Source organism: Chrysiogenes arsenatis DSM 11915 (assembly GCF_000469585.1).
Taxonomy (GTDB): Bacteria; Chrysiogenota; Chrysiogenetes; order Chrysiogenales; family Chrysiogenaceae; genus Chrysiogenes; species Chrysiogenes arsenatis.
The window spans coordinates 183,767-204,221 of sequence record NZ_AWNK01000006.1 but is presented as its reverse complement, the minus strand read 5'-3'; the positions used below and the strand labels follow the sequence as shown (position 1 = coordinate 204,221).

General features: G+C 50.1%; 20 protein-coding genes. 13 read left to right on the top strand and 7 right to left on the bottom strand.

Annotated features, from left to right (window positions below):
* Nucleotides 1-8 precede the first annotated feature (8 nt).
* From P304_RS14150 to P304_RS0104945, 3 genes are read left to right on the top strand one after another with little or no spacing between them, the layout of a single operon-like run.
* Nucleotides 9-911 carry a formyltetrahydrofolate deformylase gene (locus P304_RS14150; RefSeq protein ID WP_051321424.1) on the top strand — a complete coding sequence of 301 codons (903 nt, stop codon included), beginning with the start codon at nucleotides 9-11 and terminating at the stop codon, nucleotides 909-911.
* Nucleotides 908-1,735, top strand: coding sequence for a pyruvate, water dikinase regulatory protein (locus P304_RS0104950; RefSeq protein WP_027389632.1), 828 nt, complete (start codon nucleotides 908-910; stop codon nucleotides 1,733-1,735). Before P304_RS14150 ends, P304_RS0104950 begins: the two co-directional genes overlap by 4 nt.
* Nucleotides 1,735-2,766 carry a hypothetical protein gene (locus P304_RS0104945; protein ID WP_051321423.1) on the top strand — a complete coding sequence of 344 codons (1,032 nt, stop codon included), beginning with the start codon at nucleotides 1,735-1,737 and terminating at the stop codon, nucleotides 2,764-2,766. The genes P304_RS0104950 and P304_RS0104945 overlap by 1 nt, the downstream gene beginning before the upstream one ends.
* Here P304_RS0104945 and P304_RS0104940 read toward each other — a convergent pair.
* Genes P304_RS0104940 through P304_RS0104930 form a run of 3 tightly spaced genes read right to left on the bottom strand, consistent with a single transcriptional unit; the run spans nucleotide 2,759 to nucleotide 4,540 of the window.
* Nucleotides 2,759-3,559 carry an ABC transporter permease gene (locus P304_RS0104940; protein ID WP_027389630.1) on the bottom strand — a complete coding sequence of 267 codons (801 nt, stop codon included), beginning with the start codon at nucleotides 3,557-3,559 and terminating at the stop codon, nucleotides 2,759-2,761. The genes P304_RS0104945 and P304_RS0104940 overlap by 8 nt on opposite strands.
* Complete coding sequence (locus P304_RS0104935; RefSeq protein WP_027389629.1) at nucleotides 3,547-4,164, bottom strand: ABC transporter ATP-binding protein; 618 nt, start codon at nucleotides 4,162-4,164, stop codon at nucleotides 3,547-3,549. Before P304_RS0104935 ends, P304_RS0104940 begins: the two co-directional genes overlap by 13 nt.
* Before the next feature lie 40 nt (nucleotides 4,165-4,204).
* The gene (locus tag P304_RS0104930) at nucleotides 4,205-4,540 is read right to left on the bottom strand and encodes a hypothetical protein (RefSeq protein ID WP_027389628.1); all 336 of its coding nucleotides are present in this window, start codon (nucleotides 4,538-4,540) and stop codon (nucleotides 4,205-4,207) included.
* A 56-nt stretch (nucleotides 4,541-4,596) separates the two neighbouring features.
* Between P304_RS0104930 and P304_RS16030 the strand changes: the two genes are divergently transcribed.
* From P304_RS16030 to pseC, 7 genes are all read left to right on the top strand, one after another.
* Nucleotides 4,597-5,499, top strand: coding sequence for a peptidoglycan DD-metalloendopeptidase family protein (locus P304_RS16030; RefSeq protein WP_051321422.1), 903 nt, complete (start codon nucleotides 4,597-4,599; stop codon nucleotides 5,497-5,499).
* A gap of 114 nt (nucleotides 5,500-5,613) precedes the next feature.
* Complete coding sequence (gene flgM / locus P304_RS14140; RefSeq protein ID WP_034764182.1) at nucleotides 5,614-5,910, top strand: flagellar biosynthesis anti-sigma factor FlgM; 297 nt, start codon at nucleotides 5,614-5,616, stop codon at nucleotides 5,908-5,910.
* Nucleotides 5,911-5,964: 54 nt separating this feature from the next.
* The gene (locus P304_RS0104915) at nucleotides 5,965-6,429 is read left to right on the top strand and encodes a flagellar protein FlgN (RefSeq protein ID WP_160165012.1); all 465 of its coding nucleotides are present in this window, start codon (nucleotides 5,965-5,967) and stop codon (nucleotides 6,427-6,429) included.
* Between the two features lie 56 nt (nucleotides 6,430-6,485).
* Nucleotides 6,486-8,198, top strand: a complete 1,713-nt coding sequence (gene flgK / locus P304_RS0104910; protein WP_027389626.1) for a flagellar hook-associated protein FlgK — start codon at nucleotides 6,486-6,488, stop codon at nucleotides 8,196-8,198.
* Between the two features lie 66 nt (nucleotides 8,199-8,264).
* Nucleotides 8,265-12,836, top strand: a complete 4,572-nt coding sequence (locus P304_RS0104905; protein ID WP_027389625.1) for a flagellin N-terminal helical domain-containing protein — start codon at nucleotides 8,265-8,267, stop codon at nucleotides 12,834-12,836.
* Nucleotides 12,837-12,840: 4 nt separating this feature from the next.
* Nucleotides 12,841-13,296 (top strand): ribonuclease HI, encoded by a 456-nt coding sequence (rnhA, locus tag P304_RS0104900; RefSeq protein ID WP_027389624.1) that lies wholly within the window; start codon nucleotides 12,841-12,843, stop codon nucleotides 13,294-13,296.
* A gap of 3 nt (nucleotides 13,297-13,299) precedes the next feature.
* Nucleotides 13,300-14,532 (top strand): UDP-4-amino-4,6-dideoxy-N-acetyl-beta-L-altrosamine transaminase, encoded by a 1,233-nt coding sequence (gene pseC / locus P304_RS14135; protein ID WP_051321421.1) that lies wholly within the window; start codon nucleotides 13,300-13,302, stop codon nucleotides 14,530-14,532.
* A gap of 7 nt (nucleotides 14,533-14,539) precedes the next feature.
* Here the strand turns inward: pseC and P304_RS0104890 are convergent, their stop codons facing one another.
* The 4 genes from P304_RS0104890 to P304_RS0104875 all read right to left on the bottom strand — a co-directional run bounded on the left by P304_RS0104890 (nucleotide 14,540) and on the right by P304_RS0104875 (nucleotide 17,638).
* Nucleotides 14,540-14,920: a desulfoferrodoxin gene (locus tag P304_RS0104890; protein ID WP_027389623.1), complete on the bottom strand. Its 381-nt coding sequence runs from the start codon at nucleotides 14,918-14,920 to the stop codon at nucleotides 14,540-14,542.
* 90 nt (nucleotides 14,921-15,010) lie between these two features.
* Nucleotides 15,011-15,817, bottom strand: a complete 807-nt coding sequence (locus P304_RS0104885) for an energy transducer TonB (protein WP_027389622.1) — start codon at nucleotides 15,815-15,817, stop codon at nucleotides 15,011-15,013.
* 51 nt (nucleotides 15,818-15,868) lie between these two features.
* Nucleotides 15,869-17,206 carry a PhoH family protein gene (locus P304_RS0104880; RefSeq protein WP_027389621.1) on the bottom strand — a complete coding sequence of 446 codons (1,338 nt, stop codon included), beginning with the start codon at nucleotides 17,204-17,206 and terminating at the stop codon, nucleotides 15,869-15,871.
* A gap of 237 nt (nucleotides 17,207-17,443) precedes the next feature.
* Nucleotides 17,444-17,638: a hypothetical protein gene (locus P304_RS0104875; protein WP_027389620.1), complete on the bottom strand. Its 195-nt coding sequence runs from the start codon at nucleotides 17,636-17,638 to the stop codon at nucleotides 17,444-17,446.
* A 369-nt stretch (nucleotides 17,639-18,007) separates the two neighbouring features.
* On the opposite strand from P304_RS0104875, the gene ribE reads away from it, so the two are divergent.
* The 3 genes from ribE to P304_RS0104860 are packed head-to-tail and all read left to right on the top strand — an operon-like array spanning nucleotide 18,008 to nucleotide 20,424.
* Nucleotides 18,008-18,670, top strand: coding sequence for a riboflavin synthase (gene ribE / locus P304_RS0104870; RefSeq protein WP_027389619.1), 663 nt, complete (start codon nucleotides 18,008-18,010; stop codon nucleotides 18,668-18,670).
* Nucleotides 18,671-18,713: 43 nt separating this feature from the next.
* On the top strand, nucleotides 18,714-19,976 hold the full coding sequence (glyA, locus tag P304_RS0104865; RefSeq protein ID WP_027389618.1) for a serine hydroxymethyltransferase: 1,263 nt from the start codon (nucleotides 18,714-18,716) through the stop codon (nucleotides 19,974-19,976).
* A gap of 4 nt (nucleotides 19,977-19,980) precedes the next feature.
* The gene (locus P304_RS0104860; protein ID WP_027389617.1) at nucleotides 19,981-20,424 is read left to right on the top strand and encodes a deoxycytidylate deaminase; all 444 of its coding nucleotides are present in this window, start codon (nucleotides 19,981-19,983) and stop codon (nucleotides 20,422-20,424) included.
* Nucleotides 20,425-20,455: the final 31 nt, after the last annotated feature.

Below are 20,455 nucleotides of genomic sequence, written 5' to 3'. Positions count from 1 at the left end.
AAGACACTGTGACAGCGCGCAAATTTGTAGAAATATCGGTTATCGGCAAAGATAAAAAAGGGGTTATCGCGACCTTCACTTCGCTTCTCTTTGATTGTGGCGTGAATATTGAAGACCTTGAACAAACGGTACGCGAAGAGTTTTTCATGATGAAGGTCAAAGCGAATGTCACTGGCCTAACGGTTTCGCTCGCTGGTTTAGAGCAAATGTTGCACCAAGCAGGGAAAACGCTGGATATGGAAGTGCGGCTTGATACGCGCCAATCATCCGGCATTCGTCGCATGGCGCTTTTGGTGACGAAAGAGGCCGCTACGCCGCAGGCCATCATCGACGAAATCAAAGCTGGCCGCATTAAAGCGGAAGTGGCTGTCATGATTGGCAATAACGAAGAGTTGCGTCCGCTCGCTGAGCGTGAAGGGATTCCCTTCTTCTGCTTTGATTCTCGCATCAAGTCCGAAAACGAAGCGGCTATTATTGAGCTATTAAAAAAACCAGAATACACGGTTGATCTGCTGGTGCTGGCTCGTTATATGCAAATCCTTTCACCTGAATTTACGTTCCGTTATGAAGGGCGGATCATCAATATTCACCCGTCATTGCTTCCTGCTTATCCCGGAGCGCGTGCGTATCGTCAGGCGTTTGAAAATGGAGCCAGCATTGCCGGAGCAACGGCGCATTTTGTGACGATGGATTTGGATCGGGGTCCGATTATCTATCAAGAGGCCTTTACCATCGATAAGTCATGCGATACGTTGCAAGATGTTGTTGCCAAAGGGCAAGCATTGGAACGGCGCATACTGGCCAGAGCCGTGCGGATGTTCGTCGATGGCGAACTCAGCATGCACTGGGGGAAGGTGTACTGGAAAAAATCGCCGTACCATGATGGCGTCTGTCAGGATGCCACCGCGTGAGTGTCACTGAGAAGCAACCCCTTCGCTTTTTCATCATTTCCGATGGTACCGGGCAAAGCGCGATTAACCTGCTGCAGGCGGTTATCTTGCAGTTCCCTGATCCTCAGGTGAAGTTCACCCTTTCGCCAAAAGCGGAGTCGATTGCTGGGGTTGAGCCTATTTTGCAAGAGGCGGTTGCGGTGAACGGCTTTATCGCCTTCACTGTCGTGAGTCGGAAACTGCGCGATCATATTCACGATTTTTGCCATAAAAATGGGCTGTGTCATTTGGATATTCTCGGCACTCCTTTGCGTAAACTCTCGAATTTTATGGGGATGAGTCCCGTCGAGGAACCCGGCGCACTTCGCAAAGTTGACGATCGTTATTTTCGTCGCATTGATGCTATTGAATATACGCTGGCGCATGATGATGGAAAAAACCTTGTTGGTATCGAACATGCCGATATTGTTGTTTTAGGTGTTTCGCGCACGTCGAAAACGCCGACTTCATTTATTCTGGCGCAGCAGGGATACAAGGTGGTGAACGTGCCAATTGTGCCGCAACTTGGGGTTCCGCCAGAGATTTTCACAGTAGATCCTGCCAAAGTCGTTTGTCTTGTGATGGATCCGGAGGTCTTGCAGAAGGTGCGCTCGAATCGGATTCAGGGGTACGGTACAACCAGTAAGTACACTGACATTCACCGGATACTCGATGAGGTCGAATTTATGTATGAGCTGTGCCGGAAAAATCGCCAGTGGCATTTGATCGACACGACGAATAAGTCGGTCGAAGAAACGGCGCGTGAAATTGTCAGCTATATTTACGGAAGAGAGATTGACTTATAGTGTCTACGCTACCCAAACATACGACGCTCCCGACGGTTATTGCGGGCTACAGTGGCGGGCTTGATTCTACGCTCGCCGCTCGGTTGATGGTAACGCTCGGTTTTCGTGTCATAGCCGTGCAATTTACGTCGCCATTTCTTGGTTGGTCAAAGTACGGGGAAGCGGTGCGGCTCAATCAGTTTCGGCGTGCCGAAGCACTGGGGGTTGAGCTGCGCCAGATTGATGTAACTGCCGAACACCTTGCGATGGTGAAAAGCCCGAAGTTCGGCTATGGCTCGAACGTTAACCCCTGTATCGACTGCAAGTTTTTGTTCTGGGAAAAATTGTCTGAAATCATGCGTGCTGAAGGGGCAGTCGGAATTGTGACGGGCGATGTGCTCGGGCAGCGTCCGATGACGCAAACCCGTCACCAGATAGAACGTCTCGAAAAACTTACCGGACTGGCAGGGAAAATTATCCGCCCGCTGTGTGGGCGGCTGTTGCCACCAACCGATGCCGAGCAACAAGGGTATTACACGCACGAACAGCTCTATGCGTTCAATGGTCGTTCGCGCAAACCGCAAATCAAACTGGCCGAAGAGCTGGGAATTACCGAATATCCAACGCCTGCAGGTGGGTGCTCGTTGACGGTTCCGCAAAGTGCGGAGCGGATCAAGCAATTGCTGGAAAATAACTGGGAGGCTTTTACGCCGGAAAATATTCGTCTGTTGACGGTCGGTCGTCACTTTCTCCTTGGCGAAGGGCGTTTGGTGGTTGCCAGAAACAGTGAAGAATGCGATGTGCTGAAGGCGCAGCGCCAAGCAGACGATGCGTTTCTTTCGCTCGAAGGTGGCATCGGCACGCTGGCGATTTTTCGCGGAGCGGTGACGGAAGAATCCCGTCAACTTGCTGTCGATATCGTGGGATATTTTTCCCCGAAAAGCCGTAATGCTGGCTACGGCGTGTATTGCGACGAAGGCGATGAGCGGACATTGCTGCGTCCGCAGGCAATAGAAGCGGCAAAAGTTCAGGCGTTGATGCTGATCACCTGACTTTTTCCATGCGATCAATTCGTAGTCGTTGTCTTGCGTCAAACAGTCGTCTGCTTCCCACAGTGACCGCTAGGAGAGAACCAAACCCTGTGCCAAGGGTAATCACTACCATGATCAGAATTTGATATTTTACCGCCAGCGCTGGAGGTACTCCAGCGAGTATTTGCCCCGTCATCATACCTGGTAGGCTGATGATACCGGCAGCTGCCATGGAATTTATGATCGGGATCATCCCGGCGCGCATGGCTTCGCGGCGGATGGCGCCAATGGCAAGCGTCCAGTGTTCACCAAGCATCAATCTATTCTCAATGATAAGTCGTTGTTGCCACGTCATTTCCGTGAGTCGGTCAAGGCTCAGTGCGACGCCGTTCATGGTGTTGCCAAGCAGCATCCCCAAAAGCGGGATGGCGTATTGCGGTGTGTACCATGGGTCGGGGCCGATAAAGATCAGTAGGCTGATAATAGCCATGGAAAATGACGAAACAAACATTGAGACAGTGCCAATGCCGTATGCCCAGCCTCCGGTCAGGCGGCGGCGTTGGCGTGCCATGACTTCGCGCCCAGCAAGGAGAAGCATGGTGAGTGCCATCAGGCTTACCCACAACAAGCTACCAAGAGAAAAAAGTAATTCCAGTACGAGCCCAACCAATGTGAGTTGTACCACGGTGCGTATGGTGGCTATCAGTAGGCTGCGGCCAAAATCGAGCTGTGCGAAGTAAGAAAAAAGTGCCAGCAGGCTGATGAGTGACACGGCCAAGGCGAGTTTCCACCAACTGAGATCTATGATTTCCACGATACCACCTCTTCAATCTTTCCCTCACTGATGGCGAACCAGCGTGCCGCAATGCGCTGAATCTGTGCTTCGTCGTGCGATACCCAGAGGCATGGCCAGCGGTTGTCCTGGATTTTTTGTGTCAGCCATACTTCGGTTTGGTGGGCGGTGTGGCTGTCAAGATTGGCGGTCGGTTCATCGAGCAGCAAGGCATGGAGTGGATATGCCAGAGCGCGGAGCAGGCCAAGCCGTTGTTTTTCGCCGGAGGAGAGGCGGCTGATGTGCCAGTGGAGTGCTTCGGCAGGGAGGCTGAGCGCTGGAAACTCCTCAGCGGTGTAATGAGCTGGGAAATGGTCACTGACAAGGTCGCTCCACCACTGGCTTTCGGCGGGCACCATACGCACATGTTGGCGCCACTGATGTGCTGGACAGAGGGATTGTGTGGTATCGCCAAGGTGTACGTCGCCGGTGTGAGGTTCAAGGTCGGCCAAGGCGCGCAGAAAGCGGCTTTTGCCAGAGCCGGAAGCACCACTCAGGCAGCTGATAGTTCCGGCTGGCAATTCGATAGTTGTAGGGCGTAAGAGATCATTGCCGAGTTGGACGGTGTGAAGTGCGACAGTGTTCATCTGGAGTTCTCCACTGCTTTTGTTTCGTGCCGAATGGTATTCACTCCTTAGCAAAGGCGCTTTCAATAGCTTGCAGGTATTCTTTCCCAGGTGTGCCGTGCATGGCTTCAATATAGAGAAAGTAGGCTGCCAGATGTTCGTAGGCTTTTTTGGTTGGTATTACCTGCTTGGCAAGGATGTGAATGAATTGCTCGCGGAGCAGTACGGCCAGTTCTTCGCGGGAAAGTTTTTCTGGAGTGCTGAGAAGTTTGATCAGCGTGGGGACAAGGCGATACCGTTTTTTGATATAGCTTGACCGTTCGGAATGACGCACGGTGTCGTGTTTTTCGCGTATGGCTTGAAGGGCTTTTTCAATGGCGAGTTTTCGTTCTGACATAGTTGGCCTGCTTATTGCATGTCTCCCTTTCATGAATATAAAGCGAGGTTGAAACGATGATACCGGCGGCCCTTTCGGGAGTACCACGAGCATCACTGTACGGCATTGGAGAACGCAACGATACCTTGACCGACGAGCGTCGGGCAGAGTTGCTGGCAACATGTCAACAGTTCGAGTCATTCTTGGTGAACACCATGTTGACGACGATGCGTGAGACGATACCAGAAGGGGGGCTTTTTGAAAAGTCCCATGCCGAGTCGTTGTTTACGTCAATGTTGGATACAGAGTATGCCAAGGTTGCCAGTACACAGCGACCAGGGGGGTTGGGGTTAGCAGGTTCGATGTACGAACAGCTGGCCAAAGAATCCCTGAGTAACGTTCCTGACGATCCGCAAATGCGCCGAGCTATTGAACAACGGATGAACACTGGCTTTTCTTCTTTACCGCCGATGCGCCCTGATCAGTTTCCGAAGATGTCTTCTTTGGACAATGGAGGGTTGATTCGTTCAGCTCAGCAGCTGAATGATCAGTATGCACAGTATGGAAGAAAATTCACGGCACCTATTTCGACTGGGGAAATCTCTTCTGAATTTGGCATGCGCAAGGATCCTTTTACGGGAGAAAAGCGGATGCACCAAGGAGTAGATATTGCAGCGCCGATTGGGACGCCGATTCAGTCTGTTGGTTCAGGAACGGTAACGTTTGCGGGAGATATGGGAGGTTACGGCAATGTCGTAATCGTGCAACACGCTGGAGGATTCGAGAGCCGCTACGCTCACGCCAGTGCTTTACTGGTGCGTGAGGGGGATCAGATTCAGGCTGGAGACACCATCGCACTCGTGGGATCGACGGGAAGAAGTACAGGCCCGCACCTGCATTTCGAAATCCGCAAAGATTCTCAAGCGATCAATCCGGCTTTACATGCCAGTCTACCGAAAAATTCTGCCAACTATCGGTAAAACAAAACTTTGCGTCACACGAAAAGTGTGATAAATTTTTTGAAAAAAAGATTAAAGTTTTATGTTTTTTGTCCGATAGGAGATACAGGCAGGAATTTAACAAGGAGGCATGAAATGAAGATCAGCGGCTTTGGCGGTCCGGCTATTGACGCCTATCTCAAAAATAACCGGGCCGATAAAAACAAGTCAGGGAACGGTCGCACTGGCGATGTTGCTGCCGCAGAAAGCAAGGGGGATAAGGTTCAACTCTCAGGAACCTCCTTCGAAGCGATGCGAGCTGCGAAGATTGCCAGCGAAGCTCCAGAAACTCGTGGCGAGCGGATCAAAGAGATCAAGCAAGCTATCGAGCGGGGCGAGTACCGAATTGACCTCGAGAATCTGGCGAGTAAGTTGGCTAACATAATCCGGTAAGGTTCCCTTCGCTCAACCCAAGAAATGTGAGGTAGAGCAATGGATGAGTGCAAAATGAGTGCACTCTTAACGGAAGTACTCGGTCACTACCAGAAATTAGAGGCGCTGCTTGCCGAAAATCGGGAGCATATTATACGCGGAAGCGTCAGTGAAGTAGAGCGATTTACCAAGCTGATGGAAACTGTGGTGCTGAAAATACGCCTGCTCGAAGAAACACTAGAGTCACATCTGGGTGACTTTCAAGAGCAGCCGGACGGTAAAGTTACCTTGAGCGCGCTTGCGGCGCTTTGGGAACCGGACGGTGGTACGTTTACCGAATCGGTACGGTCGTTACGAGAATGCGTTAAGCGGATAGATCGTGAATCGAAAGTAAATCGGCAATTGCTTCAAACGGCGTTAAAGTTGAACTCGCAGTTTTTATCGTTGATCGATACAGAGCTAAAGAGTTCCAAGCAATACTCACCGCAAGGTGAGGTTTCAGGGAAGCGCAATGCGGTTCTTCTGAGTCAGAAAGCATAGTGCGGGCTGTGTGGCAGGAATGTCATCGGCCCTTTTTTTTATAAGGATGGTGCGCCATGAGTTTTGGAAGCCTACATATCGGTCTTACGGGAGTGCTCGGACACCAGAGTGCTCTCACGACGATCGGTCACAACCTGACGAATATGAATACCGAAGGCTACAATCGCCAGCGGGTGGTGTTTGCGTCAAATCAAGCGTTACGCACCACGACGCTCCAATTTGGGCAAGGGGTAAATATATCTGAAATCCAGCGGATTCATGATGAATACCTTCAGTCTACTATTCGCAACACACTTACAAAAACCGGCGAAATGTCAGCGAAGGATTTCTCGTACCAAGAAATCGAAATGCTCTTCAATGAAACGGATGGTCTTGGACTGAACGATGCCATGACGAAATTCTGGAACTCATGGAGTGATTTGGCGAACTCGCCGACCGATACTTCAGCGGAAGCGGCGTCAAAGCGTTCAAACGTTGTACAGAGTACGGAATACCTGATTAATACGATAAAAACCACTCGCAGTGATTTGGAACACATGCAGACGCAGGCGTCGACACGGATTACGTCGATGGTTGGTGATGTCAACGCGATGCTCGACTCCCTAGCATCACTGAACACCCAGATTGGCAAAATGGGGGCGATGGGAAATCCATCGTTCGATTTGCTTGATAAGCGGGATAATCTTCTGAATGAGCTAGCTTCGCTGATTGAAATCAATGTCGATGTGACCCCAGATGGTCAAGCCGCTGTCTTTTTTGCCGGAAAAACATTGGTCGACCGGTCGCATGCCTCAAAGCTGCAGCATCAAATAACGGGGAATAGTGAAGGAAAGCTCCTATATGTCGGGCCGAATTATACAGAAGATATCACTCAGCGTGTCACCAGTGGAAAGATTGGTGCCTATCTTGAAGTGCGCGATAAGATGATTCCCGGTTATGTTGATAAAATAGATGAGCTTGCGAGTGGCTTGATTCAAACGGTGAATAAAGCACACTCCAGTGGGTTGGTGACGCAACCGTTTGGTGCTGTATCGACACAGTATTTTCCATCGAATTCGCGCACACAACTGAATCAATCAAATATTCCGTTTCCTATTCAGAACGGCAGTTTTCAGATGAAAATTTTTGGGCCGAACGGTGAAGAAGTCGGTACGCATGAAATTCGTGTCAATGCCACCGATTCTCTGCATTCTCTTGCGGTGCGTATGGATGGAATTGACGGCCTTTCTGAGGGTGGGCAGTTTTCAGTACGGATCAATAACCAAAATCAAATGGAAATTCAGGGGATGAATGGTCACACGTTCGCCTTTTTCAACGACAGCAGTAATGCGTTGGTGGCCTTGGGTCTGAATACGTTCTTTACGGGGAATGATTCCCGCAATATCGACATCAACAGCTACGTGAAGCACGATGCGTCAAAACTGGCAACCAGCATTACCGGGCAACCAGGCGACAACCAAAACGCGAACGTGATTGCCGAGTTGCGCAACTCGCTGGCTATGAGCAAAGGTAGTGTGACGTTTGATGAATTCTATAATAGTTTTGTCGGTAAAGTTGGTTTGGATACCCTGATGAATCGCGACTCGCTTGAAGCGAACGCCATGGTGGCGCAGCAGTTAAACCTACGGCGCGAAAGCTTTTCGGGAGTCAACGAAAACGAAGAGTTGACCAATATGCTCAAGTTCCAGCGGGCGTTTGAAGCGTCGGCGCGCTTTATTACGACGATTGATGGATTGCTTGATAAGATTGTTAATCAAATGGGACGATAAGTAAAGAAACGATCGACACTGAGAACTTGGGCTTGTAATGCCGCAAACGTACTGTAGGTGAATGCTATGCGTGTCACAGGAAATATGATGACTTCGAATTTTTTGGAAGGGGTAAACCGTAGCCTTTCCAGAATGCTTGAAAATAATAAGCAAATTGCAGGAAATCGGCAAATTCTCAAGCCGAGTGACTCGCCTTTGCGTGTGGCCAACTCGCTGTCATTCCAAAATAGTATTGACCTTGCGGCGCAGTATCAGCGGAATATTACCGGCTCGAAAGCGTGGCTGGATTTGGCTGATGGTGAATTGCAGGCCATGAGTTCTATCACACGCAGCCTGAAAAACGAGTATGCTATAGCGGGGTCTTCTGACTCCATGTCACCGGAAGCACGTATTGCACTGAGTAATGACGTTAATGCGCTGAAAAATGAGTTGATTAACCTTGCCAATGCGAAACACTTGGATCGCTATATTTTTGCAGGGTATGAGACGCGCACAAAACCTTTTGAAGAGACCAAGCAACAGCTCCAAATTTTACGTCAAGGTACCTATATCGGTACGGCTGGCGCCGTATTGTACACGAAGAAAGTCTTCTCCGATCTCCCTGAGCTCGAAAAAGGCGATTATGAGATCATGATCAACTATGACAATCAAAGCCGTGTTGCGATAGCGTCTTTGCGTAATGTTGCGACGGGTGAATCGATTGCCTTGGACTCAAACGGGTCGGATGATAGTGGAAACGACAACATGAATCGTCTGACTACGGTTTCGCGTTATCAGGCAAATCCGGGCGATTTTATTGATACTGGTCGCGGCATTGCGGTTGAAATTCCTGAAGGATACCGCGACGGCCAGCGGATTATGTTCAGTTATAGTCCAGGCGATAGCTTGTCGTATCAAGGTGATGACGGAAAAATTAAATCTCAAATTGGTCCCGGCGACCAAATTGATATTAACGTTACGGGTGGGGAAATTTTCGCCCAAACGGCAAAATATATTGAAACAACCTTCGGCAATAATACTTCCGGTCAACCGTTGAAAAACATTTCTCTCTTTAGCGAAATAGATAAAGCTAACGTGCAGACGGGGAACACCATCGATATCAGTGGTTTTGACCATTCAGGGAACCGCATTGGTTCGGCCACGGTTCTTTCGCCCAAAAATGCTTTGTTAAGCCAAATTAACACATCAGTAGACCAACGCACATTGGCACTCAACTACAGCACAAGCACGCTGGATAGCTTTTCTAAAAACGTGACATTGCCTCCCGGTGGCTATCAAAATCATGATCGCTTGGCGTTTGCGTTGCAGACTTCGATCAACGAAACCATCAATCCAAATGCGAACCAGCCGGTCATGTTTCAGGGAGGCAAAAATGCTGCTGGCACAGACATACCTACAACATTTGACAATGGCGGTGTCATTACGAACCGCCTGTTTGTAACGGGGAATATTGCCTACGATCAACATCAGCAGATTACGATCAAAGCGGTCAATGACATGACAGTTCCCGTGAGTGCAAGTAACACGCTGACCTTTCAGATTTTCGGCTTTGAACAGAAGACAGAGTATAGCGATACGGCAAGTTTAACGAGTGCTTCAGGCTCATTTTTGGGTACGATGACGATTGATAATCCAATGGTTGGCTTTAAGTATTCACTGAAGGATGATGGGAAAATCAGTGGGAATGATTATGGCTTGAATATCGGCTTTTTAAGCAATCAAGCCTTCAGTGCAGGATCGACTTTTGACTTTACCATGAGCGGCGCACCGGCTATGGCGCTTTCGGATACTGCGGGAGACTTAGTAGGTGGCGACCTGAGCGGTATGCGCTTGCAGTACGATAATCTGCAGTACACAAACCCTACTACCGGACAGAGCGAGACGATTCTCAACATCGAGTTCAGCGCATCGGCAACATTTAGCCCCGGCGATACTCCAGCCGACCTGAATTATGCCATCACAACGAATATGGGAGTGCGTACTGGCACTATTTCACTTGGTGCTGATGCCTATTCGTATCCGGTTCAGGTGCCCGATACAGGGCTATCGTTGCACTTTGATAACTCACTTGGTGTGGCAACATTTAACGCTGGCAATGTGGTAACTGCCGATTTTAGCGGTGGCACACACCCTGCCCCTTATGTTGACCTGACCGGTTATAATGGTCCGGGGGAGTCGGTGGTGCTCCGCTTCCGCTCGGGTGTTGATGTGGCCGACACAACAGCGATCCCCGAGAATTATTCCTCCGCCAGCACGATAGATTTCTCCGATCCGACAATAAAGGGCGGATTCTTTGATGTGCTGGATAATCATGGGAATTTGCAGCAAACAATTTTTATCTCGAAAGATGGCCGCTCGAGCTTAGTAAATGGGGCGACGATTACGCTTTCGCCTGACTCAAAATTCAGCACTGGCGATTTACTATCGTTCCAGCTTATCTCAGAGAATAGCTTTAACGTTATTGCCGATGGTTCGAACCTCATGCTGGAAACGCGTGCGATTGGCGATGACATTAGCTTTTCCGTTGTTGCCGATCCCTATTCTTCGCTCGGTTTCGACCACAACGTTATTACGACAACGGGCTTAAACACCACGTACGTGATTGACGAAAATAAACCCGTTGAAGATATGTTGAAATTTATCGAAAACTTGTACGGCAATACCATTGATGCCTTCATTACGGAAAACGGGAAGTTAGCCTTTCTCGACAAGCACCCCGGCGCGACAAAGTTTGAAATACAGGTGGTAAGTAATAACGAAGGGGTGAAGCATACCACTTCACTTGGCTATGTGAACCCGCTTGGCAGCGAACTGAATAACTACTACATCAGCGGAAAATATGCCGCACGCGACGACAATCAGTGGAGTATTAAGCTCAATGCGCCAAACCCGTCAGCGATTGTTGGGCAGGATAATGGAATTACACTTACCGTTGAGGATAAATACGGCAATAAACTTCTAGAAAATTACCCGCTGGACGCCTATAAGGCGACGGTAGGTGATTCGCCGTATTTCGGGGAAGAGATTTATGTTGCCAATGGTTTAAGTATTCGCATTCCGCTTGGCACTGTTGTGTCGAATTATCAGAATATCAGCGAAATTCAGTTGAAAGGGAACGGCGGGCTGGCCTTTGGTTCGTCTGCTACGATTATCAATGGTTCAGGAGTCGATGTTTTCCGCAGCATCAGTAATTTGCAAGAAGCATTGGCGCTTGATCTTGGGCAAGGGGGAATAAAAGCTCCGAGCGACTGGAGCTTTGGTTCTGTCGCGCAACCGGCGTTAGTAGGGGAGTTTACCGGTAATTATAACTCCCAGTGGAATTTTGAGGTAGATAAAGTCTATGAGACCAATAGCTCAACTTCCGGCATTAAACAGCGCAGTGAATATACGCGGAGTTCCGACGTATCGTCTACTGATGGGACACTGAGCGCCTATAACCCCGTGACTGAGCGTTACCATTTGAGTGCCATGGGGACGCTGAATATCGCGTACTATGACCCTGCATATGGCGGCTCTGCGAATATTTCGATCAACATTAGCAATAGCCCGACGAATGGTATTTTCAGCAGCCTGAGTGAAATAACGGACTATATCAATAGCGAGCTAAAGAAGAATCAAACCGCCGTCAATAATGGGATCGAAGTGCAATTTGCCGGTGATCCCAAGAAGAATGAGCCGGTGAGTTTTAAGGTGCTCACGAATGGGAACTCCAACGTGAATGCGGTAACGGTGAACCCAAGCGGACAGCCTTATGGGGAGCTTGGCCGGGATAATGGCCTTTTCGGGGGATCGTACGCCCAAGCGAGTGGCGACGCTGCCGTGAATTTTGGGTTTGAGGTCAATTATAACCACTATGAGTTTGACAAGCGAACCATTAACATCCCTTACCTTGGCGAAAATATTGGTCTGGTTGTGGAAGACTTAACCAAGCCTCAAAGCGCTTCGGCAACCCTAAAGCTCGATTTCACCAAAAACGCCGATGGAAGTGCGCGAACGGCGAACGAGATTACGACCGCCATGACCACATCTTTGCAACAGCGGCTGGATGACCATTTTGGTGGCCCAGGCTCATCGCCGATTACGGCGGAGATTAACACCGCACTCTCGCCCATGACGTTGTCATTCAAGCAAGGTGGTAAAGATATTACTGGTATTGACGATAGTACGCAAAATCTCTTTGGTCTGCGCAAGCCGGGTGCCGGCGTCGATTATAAAATCACCGATTCTCAGGGAAATCATATTCGAAAAGTGTACGTTCACTCTGCGTTCGACGAGGTGTATATCCGCGATGGTGTGAGCATTACCATGGGCGAAGGGGCAGTTGTGAGCAAAGATCGTTTTTCCACACGGGTTGGCGTTGGCGCTCAAGGGGAAATCAACCATTTGGAGAATGGGCTCGATCAAATTCTCAGTGCGCTGAGTCATGTTGGATCAACAGCGTATCGGCTTGAGCTGACCCATGAGCGCTACGAAAGTTTCTCGATCATGCGCAAAGATTTTATTACCGCTGAGCTGAAGGGAACCACGCAAGATATGATCGAAGTAGCCAGTACGCTGGAGCGCAATAAAACCACGTACGAGTCGGCGCTTGCGATGTATGGGAAATCATCAAAACTCACACTGCTCAACTTCATTTAACGCGATGAAGGAAGTAACTGTTTATACCGATGGTTCTTGTCTTGGGAATCCAGGCCCCGGCGGCTTTGGCGCTATCTTGTGTTATTTCGATGCCAACGGTATGTTGCATGAGAAGATTGTACAAGGCGGCATAGCGCAGACCACAAATAATCGCATGGAGTTGCAGGCGGTTATCAGCGCGCTTGGATCGTTGCGCCACCCCTGCCGTGTGACCATTCACACCGACTCGACCTACCTGCGCGATGGCATTACCCGCTGGATCCATAACTGGAAAAAAAATGGCTGGAAGACGGCGGCGAAGAAAGAAGTACTCAACCGCGATCTTTGGGAAGATCTCGATCGTCTTACACAGCAACATCAGCTCGAATGGCATTGGGTAAAAGCGCACGCCGGACACGACTATAACGAGCGTTGCGATGCGATCGCCAAAAGCGAAGCAGAACGTCATAAGGGGAAGTAACCTATGTTACCCTACGGTCGCCAATGGATTGATGAAGATGATATTGCTGCGGTACGGGCGGTGCTCCGATCGGACTACCTGACAACCGGACCGGCAATAGAAGCCCTTGAAACAGCGCTGGTGGAGGCGACGGGTGCCACGTGCGCGGTGGCGTGTTGTAATGGCACCGCCGCGCTGCATCTGGTTGCTATGGCGCTGGGCGTCGATCGACAATGGGAAGTATTTGTCCCTGCTATCACGTTTGCCGCCAGTGCGGCATCGTTTGTTCATGCTGGAGCTACTCCCGTATTTGTCGATGTTTCCCCACAAGATGGGCTACTTTCGCTCCCGTCGCTTGAGCAAGCCTTAGGAAGCTCAACGGCACCGCATAAGCTGATAGTTGCCGTGCATCTTGCCGGAAAGTCATTGCCGATGTGTGAAATTGCCGCACTGGCGACCCGTTTTGGTGCAGTGGTTGTTGAAGATGCGTGTCATGCGCTTGGTGGTATCGATCCCGAGGGGAACCGTGTTGGCAACTGTGTGTACAGCCAAGCCGCGGTATTTTCTTTTCACCCGGTCAAGCATATTGCGGCTGGCGAGGGTGGGGCGATTACCACGAATGACGCTCGACTTGCGGCAGAAATGAAGAAATTACGCCACCATTCTATCGTGCGCGATGGGTTTTCCCACCCGCAATTGGCGGCCAGTGCGGCTGGAAATCCTTTTCCGTGGTATCACGAATTCGATGCTCCGGGATTTAACTACCGGATTTCTGATATCCATGCCGCTTTGGCAACGTCTCAGCTCACGAAGCTGAAGCGCTTTGTTGAGCGTCGGCGCGAGATTGCCGCACACTACCTTGATTACTTGGAACCAATTGCTGGGATTGAATGTGCCTATACGCGTAGCGAAATCCCCCGGCATGCGTTTCACCTTGCTCCCGTCCGATTTGCCTTTTCCTGCGATGGAGAGCGGGCGCGCCTGATGCGTGCACTGCATGAGCGTGGCATTGGTACGCAGGTTCACTATATCCCTGTGCCGGTGCAGCCATGTTATGCGCAGGGAAAATCGATAGCAGATCTCCAAGCGTTGTTTCCGCATGCATGGAGCTATTATCGGCAGTGTTTGAGCCTGCCACTCTATTATGGGTTAAGCGATGGCGATATTCGCTACGTGTGCGATGCGGTGATTGAAGTATTCGCCAACGAAAAAAGCTCGCACCAAGATGGTGCGAGCAAAAGTGTGTGCAGTCCGTAGCGTGTGATTAGTTTGTAGCGGCCCAGACGCCATGAAGGTTGCAGTGTTCGCGCGCCGTCATGGTGCTGCCAGTCACGGGGAAGAAAACTACGGGAGTGTCGCCGGGCTTCAGGAACTCACGGTACGCTTTATTGTCGACAATGAGTTCAATCCACTCAATATAATGCTTTTCGTCCATCGGGTGAATGACGCTACCAACCGAAACGCGTACGCCTCCATCCACAACTTCCAGTACGGGCACGTGCTTTTCTTTCGCCGCATCCGTCGTGTTTTCAAATAAATGTACCATCGGCTCGCCGCAGCAAACCAGTTTGCCGCCTGAGGCGTGAACAACTTCGACCACATTGCCGCAAATTTCGCATTTGTAGATACCTAAATGTTTTGCCATGCTAAATCTCCCTTCGCTTCATATCTTGAATACGTAACATTGATACTCTATGTGAGCCCATCTGATATTTCAAGTGAAACAGGTCGCCCCTTACCGATAATAAATATAATACCGTCCAAAGTGGTACACGAACACGCCATTGATGGTGAGCCTTTCCAATGGTTCTGGCAGTGGTAAGTAGGGGGCGGCATCGCGCACGGCTTTCACCGCGGCATTGGCCAGAAAAATTGACTGGCTTGGGTTCTGTATCAATTCGACTCCGTCGAGTGATCCGTCCTGATTGACGTGAAAGCGTATCAATACTGCTCCCTGTTCCTCGCGTTCAATGGACTCCCGTGGATACACCCAGACGTTTTCTATTTTCCGTTTCATCTGCCAGAGAAACGAAACATGACGCGCTTTTTGTGAAATAGCGTCGAAGTGAATCACTTCGCTGGTTTCGGCTCCGAGTATCTCCGGGGTCGATTCTTTGTTAAGTATGTCGGCGAGTGCTTGCAGGTCACTTTCTTCCAGTCGATATGGGTCGAACTTTGGTTGTGGTTGGCTCGGTTTTGTGCGTTCTGGCGCTAAAAGTTGTTCCATGCCGATGCGCGCGCGCGTCGCGGGGGGCGCGGCCGCTTTGGGTGGTGCAGGCGGAGCCCCTGTGGGTTTTCCTTTGCTCGGCAAAGAGTGATCGATCAGCGTGTCTGGCAGCAGTTCAGGGATGACATCAGGCGCTGGTTCTGGCGGTTGAGGTTTGGGCGGGAGTGGCTTTGGGGGAGCCGTCACCACCTGATAATCGACGTCTATTGGTTGGTCGGCGCGCACAGGCGATTCTGTTGGCGTTGGCGCTAACACGGCCAATGCCAACAGAAGATGTATGCAAACCGAAATAACAGTAAAAACAAAAAAACGCATAGGCCGAGTTTAGAGCGTGCCAAATACCAAGTGAGTTTCGGCGAGTGCCGACTACAGGATATTGGCGGCTAGCTCTGCTAACTCGCTCCTCTCTCCTTTACGCAGGGTAACGTGGCCAGCGATTGCTTGCCCTTTAAAGCGTTCAACAATATAGCTTAATCCATTTGAGCTAGAGTCGACATACGGGTTATCGATTTGATATGGGTCGCCGGTAAATACAACTTTTGTCCCTTGTCCGGCACGCGTAATGATCGTTTTGATTTCGTGCGGAGTAAGGTTTTGCGCCTCGTCAACAATCAAGTACTGGAAGGGGAGACTTCTGCCGCGAATGTAGGTAAGTGCCTCAATTTCCATGACATTCTGCTCTAAAAGTTCTTCATAACCACGACGACTTATTGAAGATTCAGGAGAGCCGATCAGGAAATCTACGTTGTCGTAAATAGGTGCCATCCATGGATGGAGTTTTTCTTTCAGGCTCCCTGGAAGGTAACCGAGGTCTTTGCCCATAGGAAACACAGGGCGCGATACAAGAAGTTTTTTGTATTTGCTTTCGTCAGCGACCTTTAGGAGGCCAGCCGCAATAGCAAGAAGGGTTTTTCCTGTGCCCGCAATGCCGACAAGAGTCACCAGCTTGATAGAGTCATCAAGTAAAAGGTCAAAGGCGTAGCGCTGCTCGCGGTTACGCGGTTGCAGTCCCCAAATCCCCTCATCGCCATACTCACTGAATATCTTGCGTACTTCACGAAAGGCTTGTGAGTAGCGTCCAAGTGCGGTATTGGCTGGATTCGCGCTGTTTTGCAGCATGAAAAATTGATTGTCATAAGGGTCGTTTTCCAGATCGAGTGCATCGATACCAATTTTTCCCTCGCGATAGAAGGTATTGATAACGGTTTCGTTCGTGAAAACTTCGGCAGCGCCGCTGTAAAGCTCATCTATATCAACCTTGCCAGTTTCACACTCCATGGAAGGGATGCCGCAGGCATCGGCTTTAATGCGTAGGTTGGTATCTTGTGTGATGAATACGACATCATCACCTTTGCGGTCGAGTTCCATCGCCGTGGCAAGAATGTAGTTATCGGCAAGATCGCCACGCAGGGCTACGGGAAGCTGTTTGATGCTTTCTTCAGATGGGAGGAGCACGTAGAGTTTGCCGAGGTTTCCCTCTTGATCAATGTTGACGCCATCGTGCAGGCTCCCCTGGCGCCGCATGTCATCAAGGATGCGGCTGAATTCGCGCGCATGGCGGCCGATTTGATCCATATCCTTCTTAAAGCGGTCAAGCTCTTCGATAACAGCAATTGGAATAACGACATCGGCATCGCCGAAGGTGTAAATTGCGTGGGGATTAAGAAGTATAACGTTTGTATCCAATACATATTTCTGACCCATGAACCCTCCCGAGGATAGACTATAGAGTGAGGTTATACGTCAAAAAAATGCAAAGGGGGAAGAGAAAATACGTGCTTTCGCCAATCTACAGTAGCGCGTGGAATATGCACAAAACTACACGGGTGCATTTTCCGGATGCACATACGGTTGAGTCAAAACAAAACCCAACAGTATTAGCCTCGCGAACGCGGCTAAACGAACCAGTCTATTGTTGTAGTGTGTAGCAAAGTGGAGTGGTTAGCTTTCTGCTCCCCACACAAAACCGCGGCCAGTCAAGCGACGCGGCGGAACCGTACAATCGCGAAGCCGTTCCTGGCGCTTCGTCTCATAGTCGTACAGGTCTTTCATCAGTTCAGGACGTTGGCTCAATTCCATAGTTGCATGGCGCTTGAGCAGGTTGATACGAATTTGTTCCAAGGTGTGCATCAGCATAAAGCCCTCCTCTGGAATAGATCCCGTGATCTTTCAACCGTGTGGTCGGCGCTTTTGTAACCGACCACCAACTGTTATTTGTCAAAAAAATGGCTGTAATTCGTAAAACTTGGCGAGATTTCTACGAAAAAACTCATTTCGTAACTCCTTCGACCCATTCGGCACAAAGGACACACCAGCATTTTACGCCATCTTTTTGTAATTAAAGAACTCTTTCTTCCCTACCAACAAGTAAATACTACCAAGAAACGTCAACAAGTGAAAAGAGTTTTTTTGCTACAATATAAAAAAACGGTTTTTCTCCTTTCACTTGCCTTTCGGCCAACGATCGTTTAATTTTGCGCCTTTCCTGACACGAATGGAGCGAAAATGTTTACCGGAATCATACAGGAAGTTGGCACCGTTGCCTTATTGCAACATCACGGCGGAGGGGCGCGCATTCACCTCTCTTGCCAACGCATTACAGACTCGCTGGCGGTCGGCGATAGTATTGCTGTGAACGGCGTGTGCCTGACCGCAATCACGTTTCAACCCGCAGGCTTTCAGGCAGATATTGCCAACGAAACCCTGCGCGTCACGAATCTTGGTTCGCTTCGGGCGGGCGATAAAGTCAATCTTGAGCGAGCAATGCGAGCGGATGGGCGGTTTGATGGACACATCGTTTCGGGGCATATCGACACCACCGCGAAGATTGTGCGCATTGTCCCTGACGGTTCGGCACGCATGTTCCGCTTTCGCTTGCAGGATCCAGCCGCTATCCGGTACTGCATTGAACGCGGATCAGCAGCAATTGACGGCATCAGCCTGACCATTTTTGATCTTGATGACGCCAACGGAGAATTTTCTATTTCGCTGATTCCGCACTCGCAGACGCTAACAACCTTGCCACTTCGCACGGTTGGCGATACGGTAAACGTCGAATGTGACGTGATTGCCAAATATGTTGAGCGACTGGTGCAACCAAACGGTACTGGTTCCCGCGCTAAAGTCGGGCTTTCGCTCGAAACACTGCGCCAAAATGGATTCGCATAGCACACGTTTTTTCCTTTATCTAAAATATATCGAGGTGAATGGTATGAAATTTCTCAAGAGCAGCGACCGTGAAATTTTTGACATCTTGCAAGAAGAAACCCTCCGTCAGGAACATGGCATTGAGTTGATTGCCAGCGAGAACTTTGTCTCGCAAGCCGTGATGGAAGCGACTGGTTCAACACTTACCAACAAATACGCCGAAGGGTATCCCGGCAAGCGCTATTACGGCGGTTGTCTTTCGGTTGATAAAGCGGAAAACCTTGCTATCGAGCGGGCAAAAAAGCTCTTTGGTGTCGAGTACGTGAACGTCCAGCCTCATTCCGGATCGCAAGCCAATATGGCCGCCTACATGGCCGTGGCCGAAGCAGGCGACACCATTCTGGGGATGAATCTGGCGCATGGTGGTCACCTTACCCACGGTAGCCCTGTGAATTTTTCTGGTAAACTCTATAACATCGTGGCGTATGGCGTGACCCCCGACACCAACCTGATTGACTATGACGAAGTGCATCGCCTTGCCAAAGAACACAAACCGCGCATCATCGTTTGTGGCGCTTCCGCCTATCCACGGACACTTGATTTCCCAAAATTCCGCGCTATTGCCGATGAAGTCGGCGCAACCCTGATTGCCGATATCGCGCACATTGCTGGCATGGTTGCCACTGGACTCCATCCATCGCCCGTGGGCTACGCTCACATCATTACAACAACAACCCACAAAACCCTGCGTGGACCGCGTGGCGGAATGGTGATGACGAACGACGAAGAACTGGCAAAGAAAATCAACTCGCGCGTATTCCCCGGCATGCAAGGCGGCCCATTGATGCACGTCATCGCTGCCAAAGCCGTGGCGTTCAAAGAAGCCCTGAGCGATGAATTCCGCGTCTATCAGCAGCAGATCAAAGATAATGCCAATACGATGGCAAAAGAACTTGTCGGCTGCGGCTTCAAGCTCGTCAGCGGTGGCACCGATAATCACTTGATGTTGATTGATCTTTCGGATCGCGAAATCACCGGAAAAGACGCCGAAGCAGCGCTTGGATTTGCGGACATTACCGTCAATAAAAATGGAGTGCCGTTCGATAAGCGTAGCCCATTTGTAACCAGCGGTATTCGCGTTGGAACTCCAGCGATTACCAGCCGTGGCTTTAAAGAAAAAGAAGCGATTCAGGTTGCCAAGCTGATCGCGCGCGTACTTGATAACGTTGGAAACGAAAATATTTATGCCGAAGTGCGCCATGCCGTGCAACTCCTGACACGTCAGTTTCCACTCTATCCTGATCTCGTCAAACGTTTCGAGGACTAAGCCAATGCCACACGCACGCCCCGATTGGGATCAATATTTTTTCAATATCACCCGCGAAGTTGCACGCCNGGCGGTAGTTGTGGTGGAAAAGCGGATCATTTCGACCGGTTACAACGGCGCACCTTCTGGAGTGCGCTCCAGTCATGAAATTGGCTCCTGCTTGCGTGACGAACGGGGCATTGCCAGTGGAACACATCACGAAGTGTGCCGTGGGCTACATGCCGAGCAAAACGCTATCTTACAAGCTGCAAAGTTTGGCAGTTCCATTAACGGCGCCACGCTGTACTGTACGCATCAGCCGTGTTCCATCTGCGCCAAAATGATTATTGGCGCGGGAATACGGGCGGTGAAATACCTGGAAGCCTATCCCGATGAGTTAAGCGAAGGGTATTTTCAGGAAGCGGGTGTAAGTATGGAGCAATTTACGGAAGCACAGGCTGGAGAGTAGCGCTAGGAGTGGTGGCCTTGCAACACCGCAC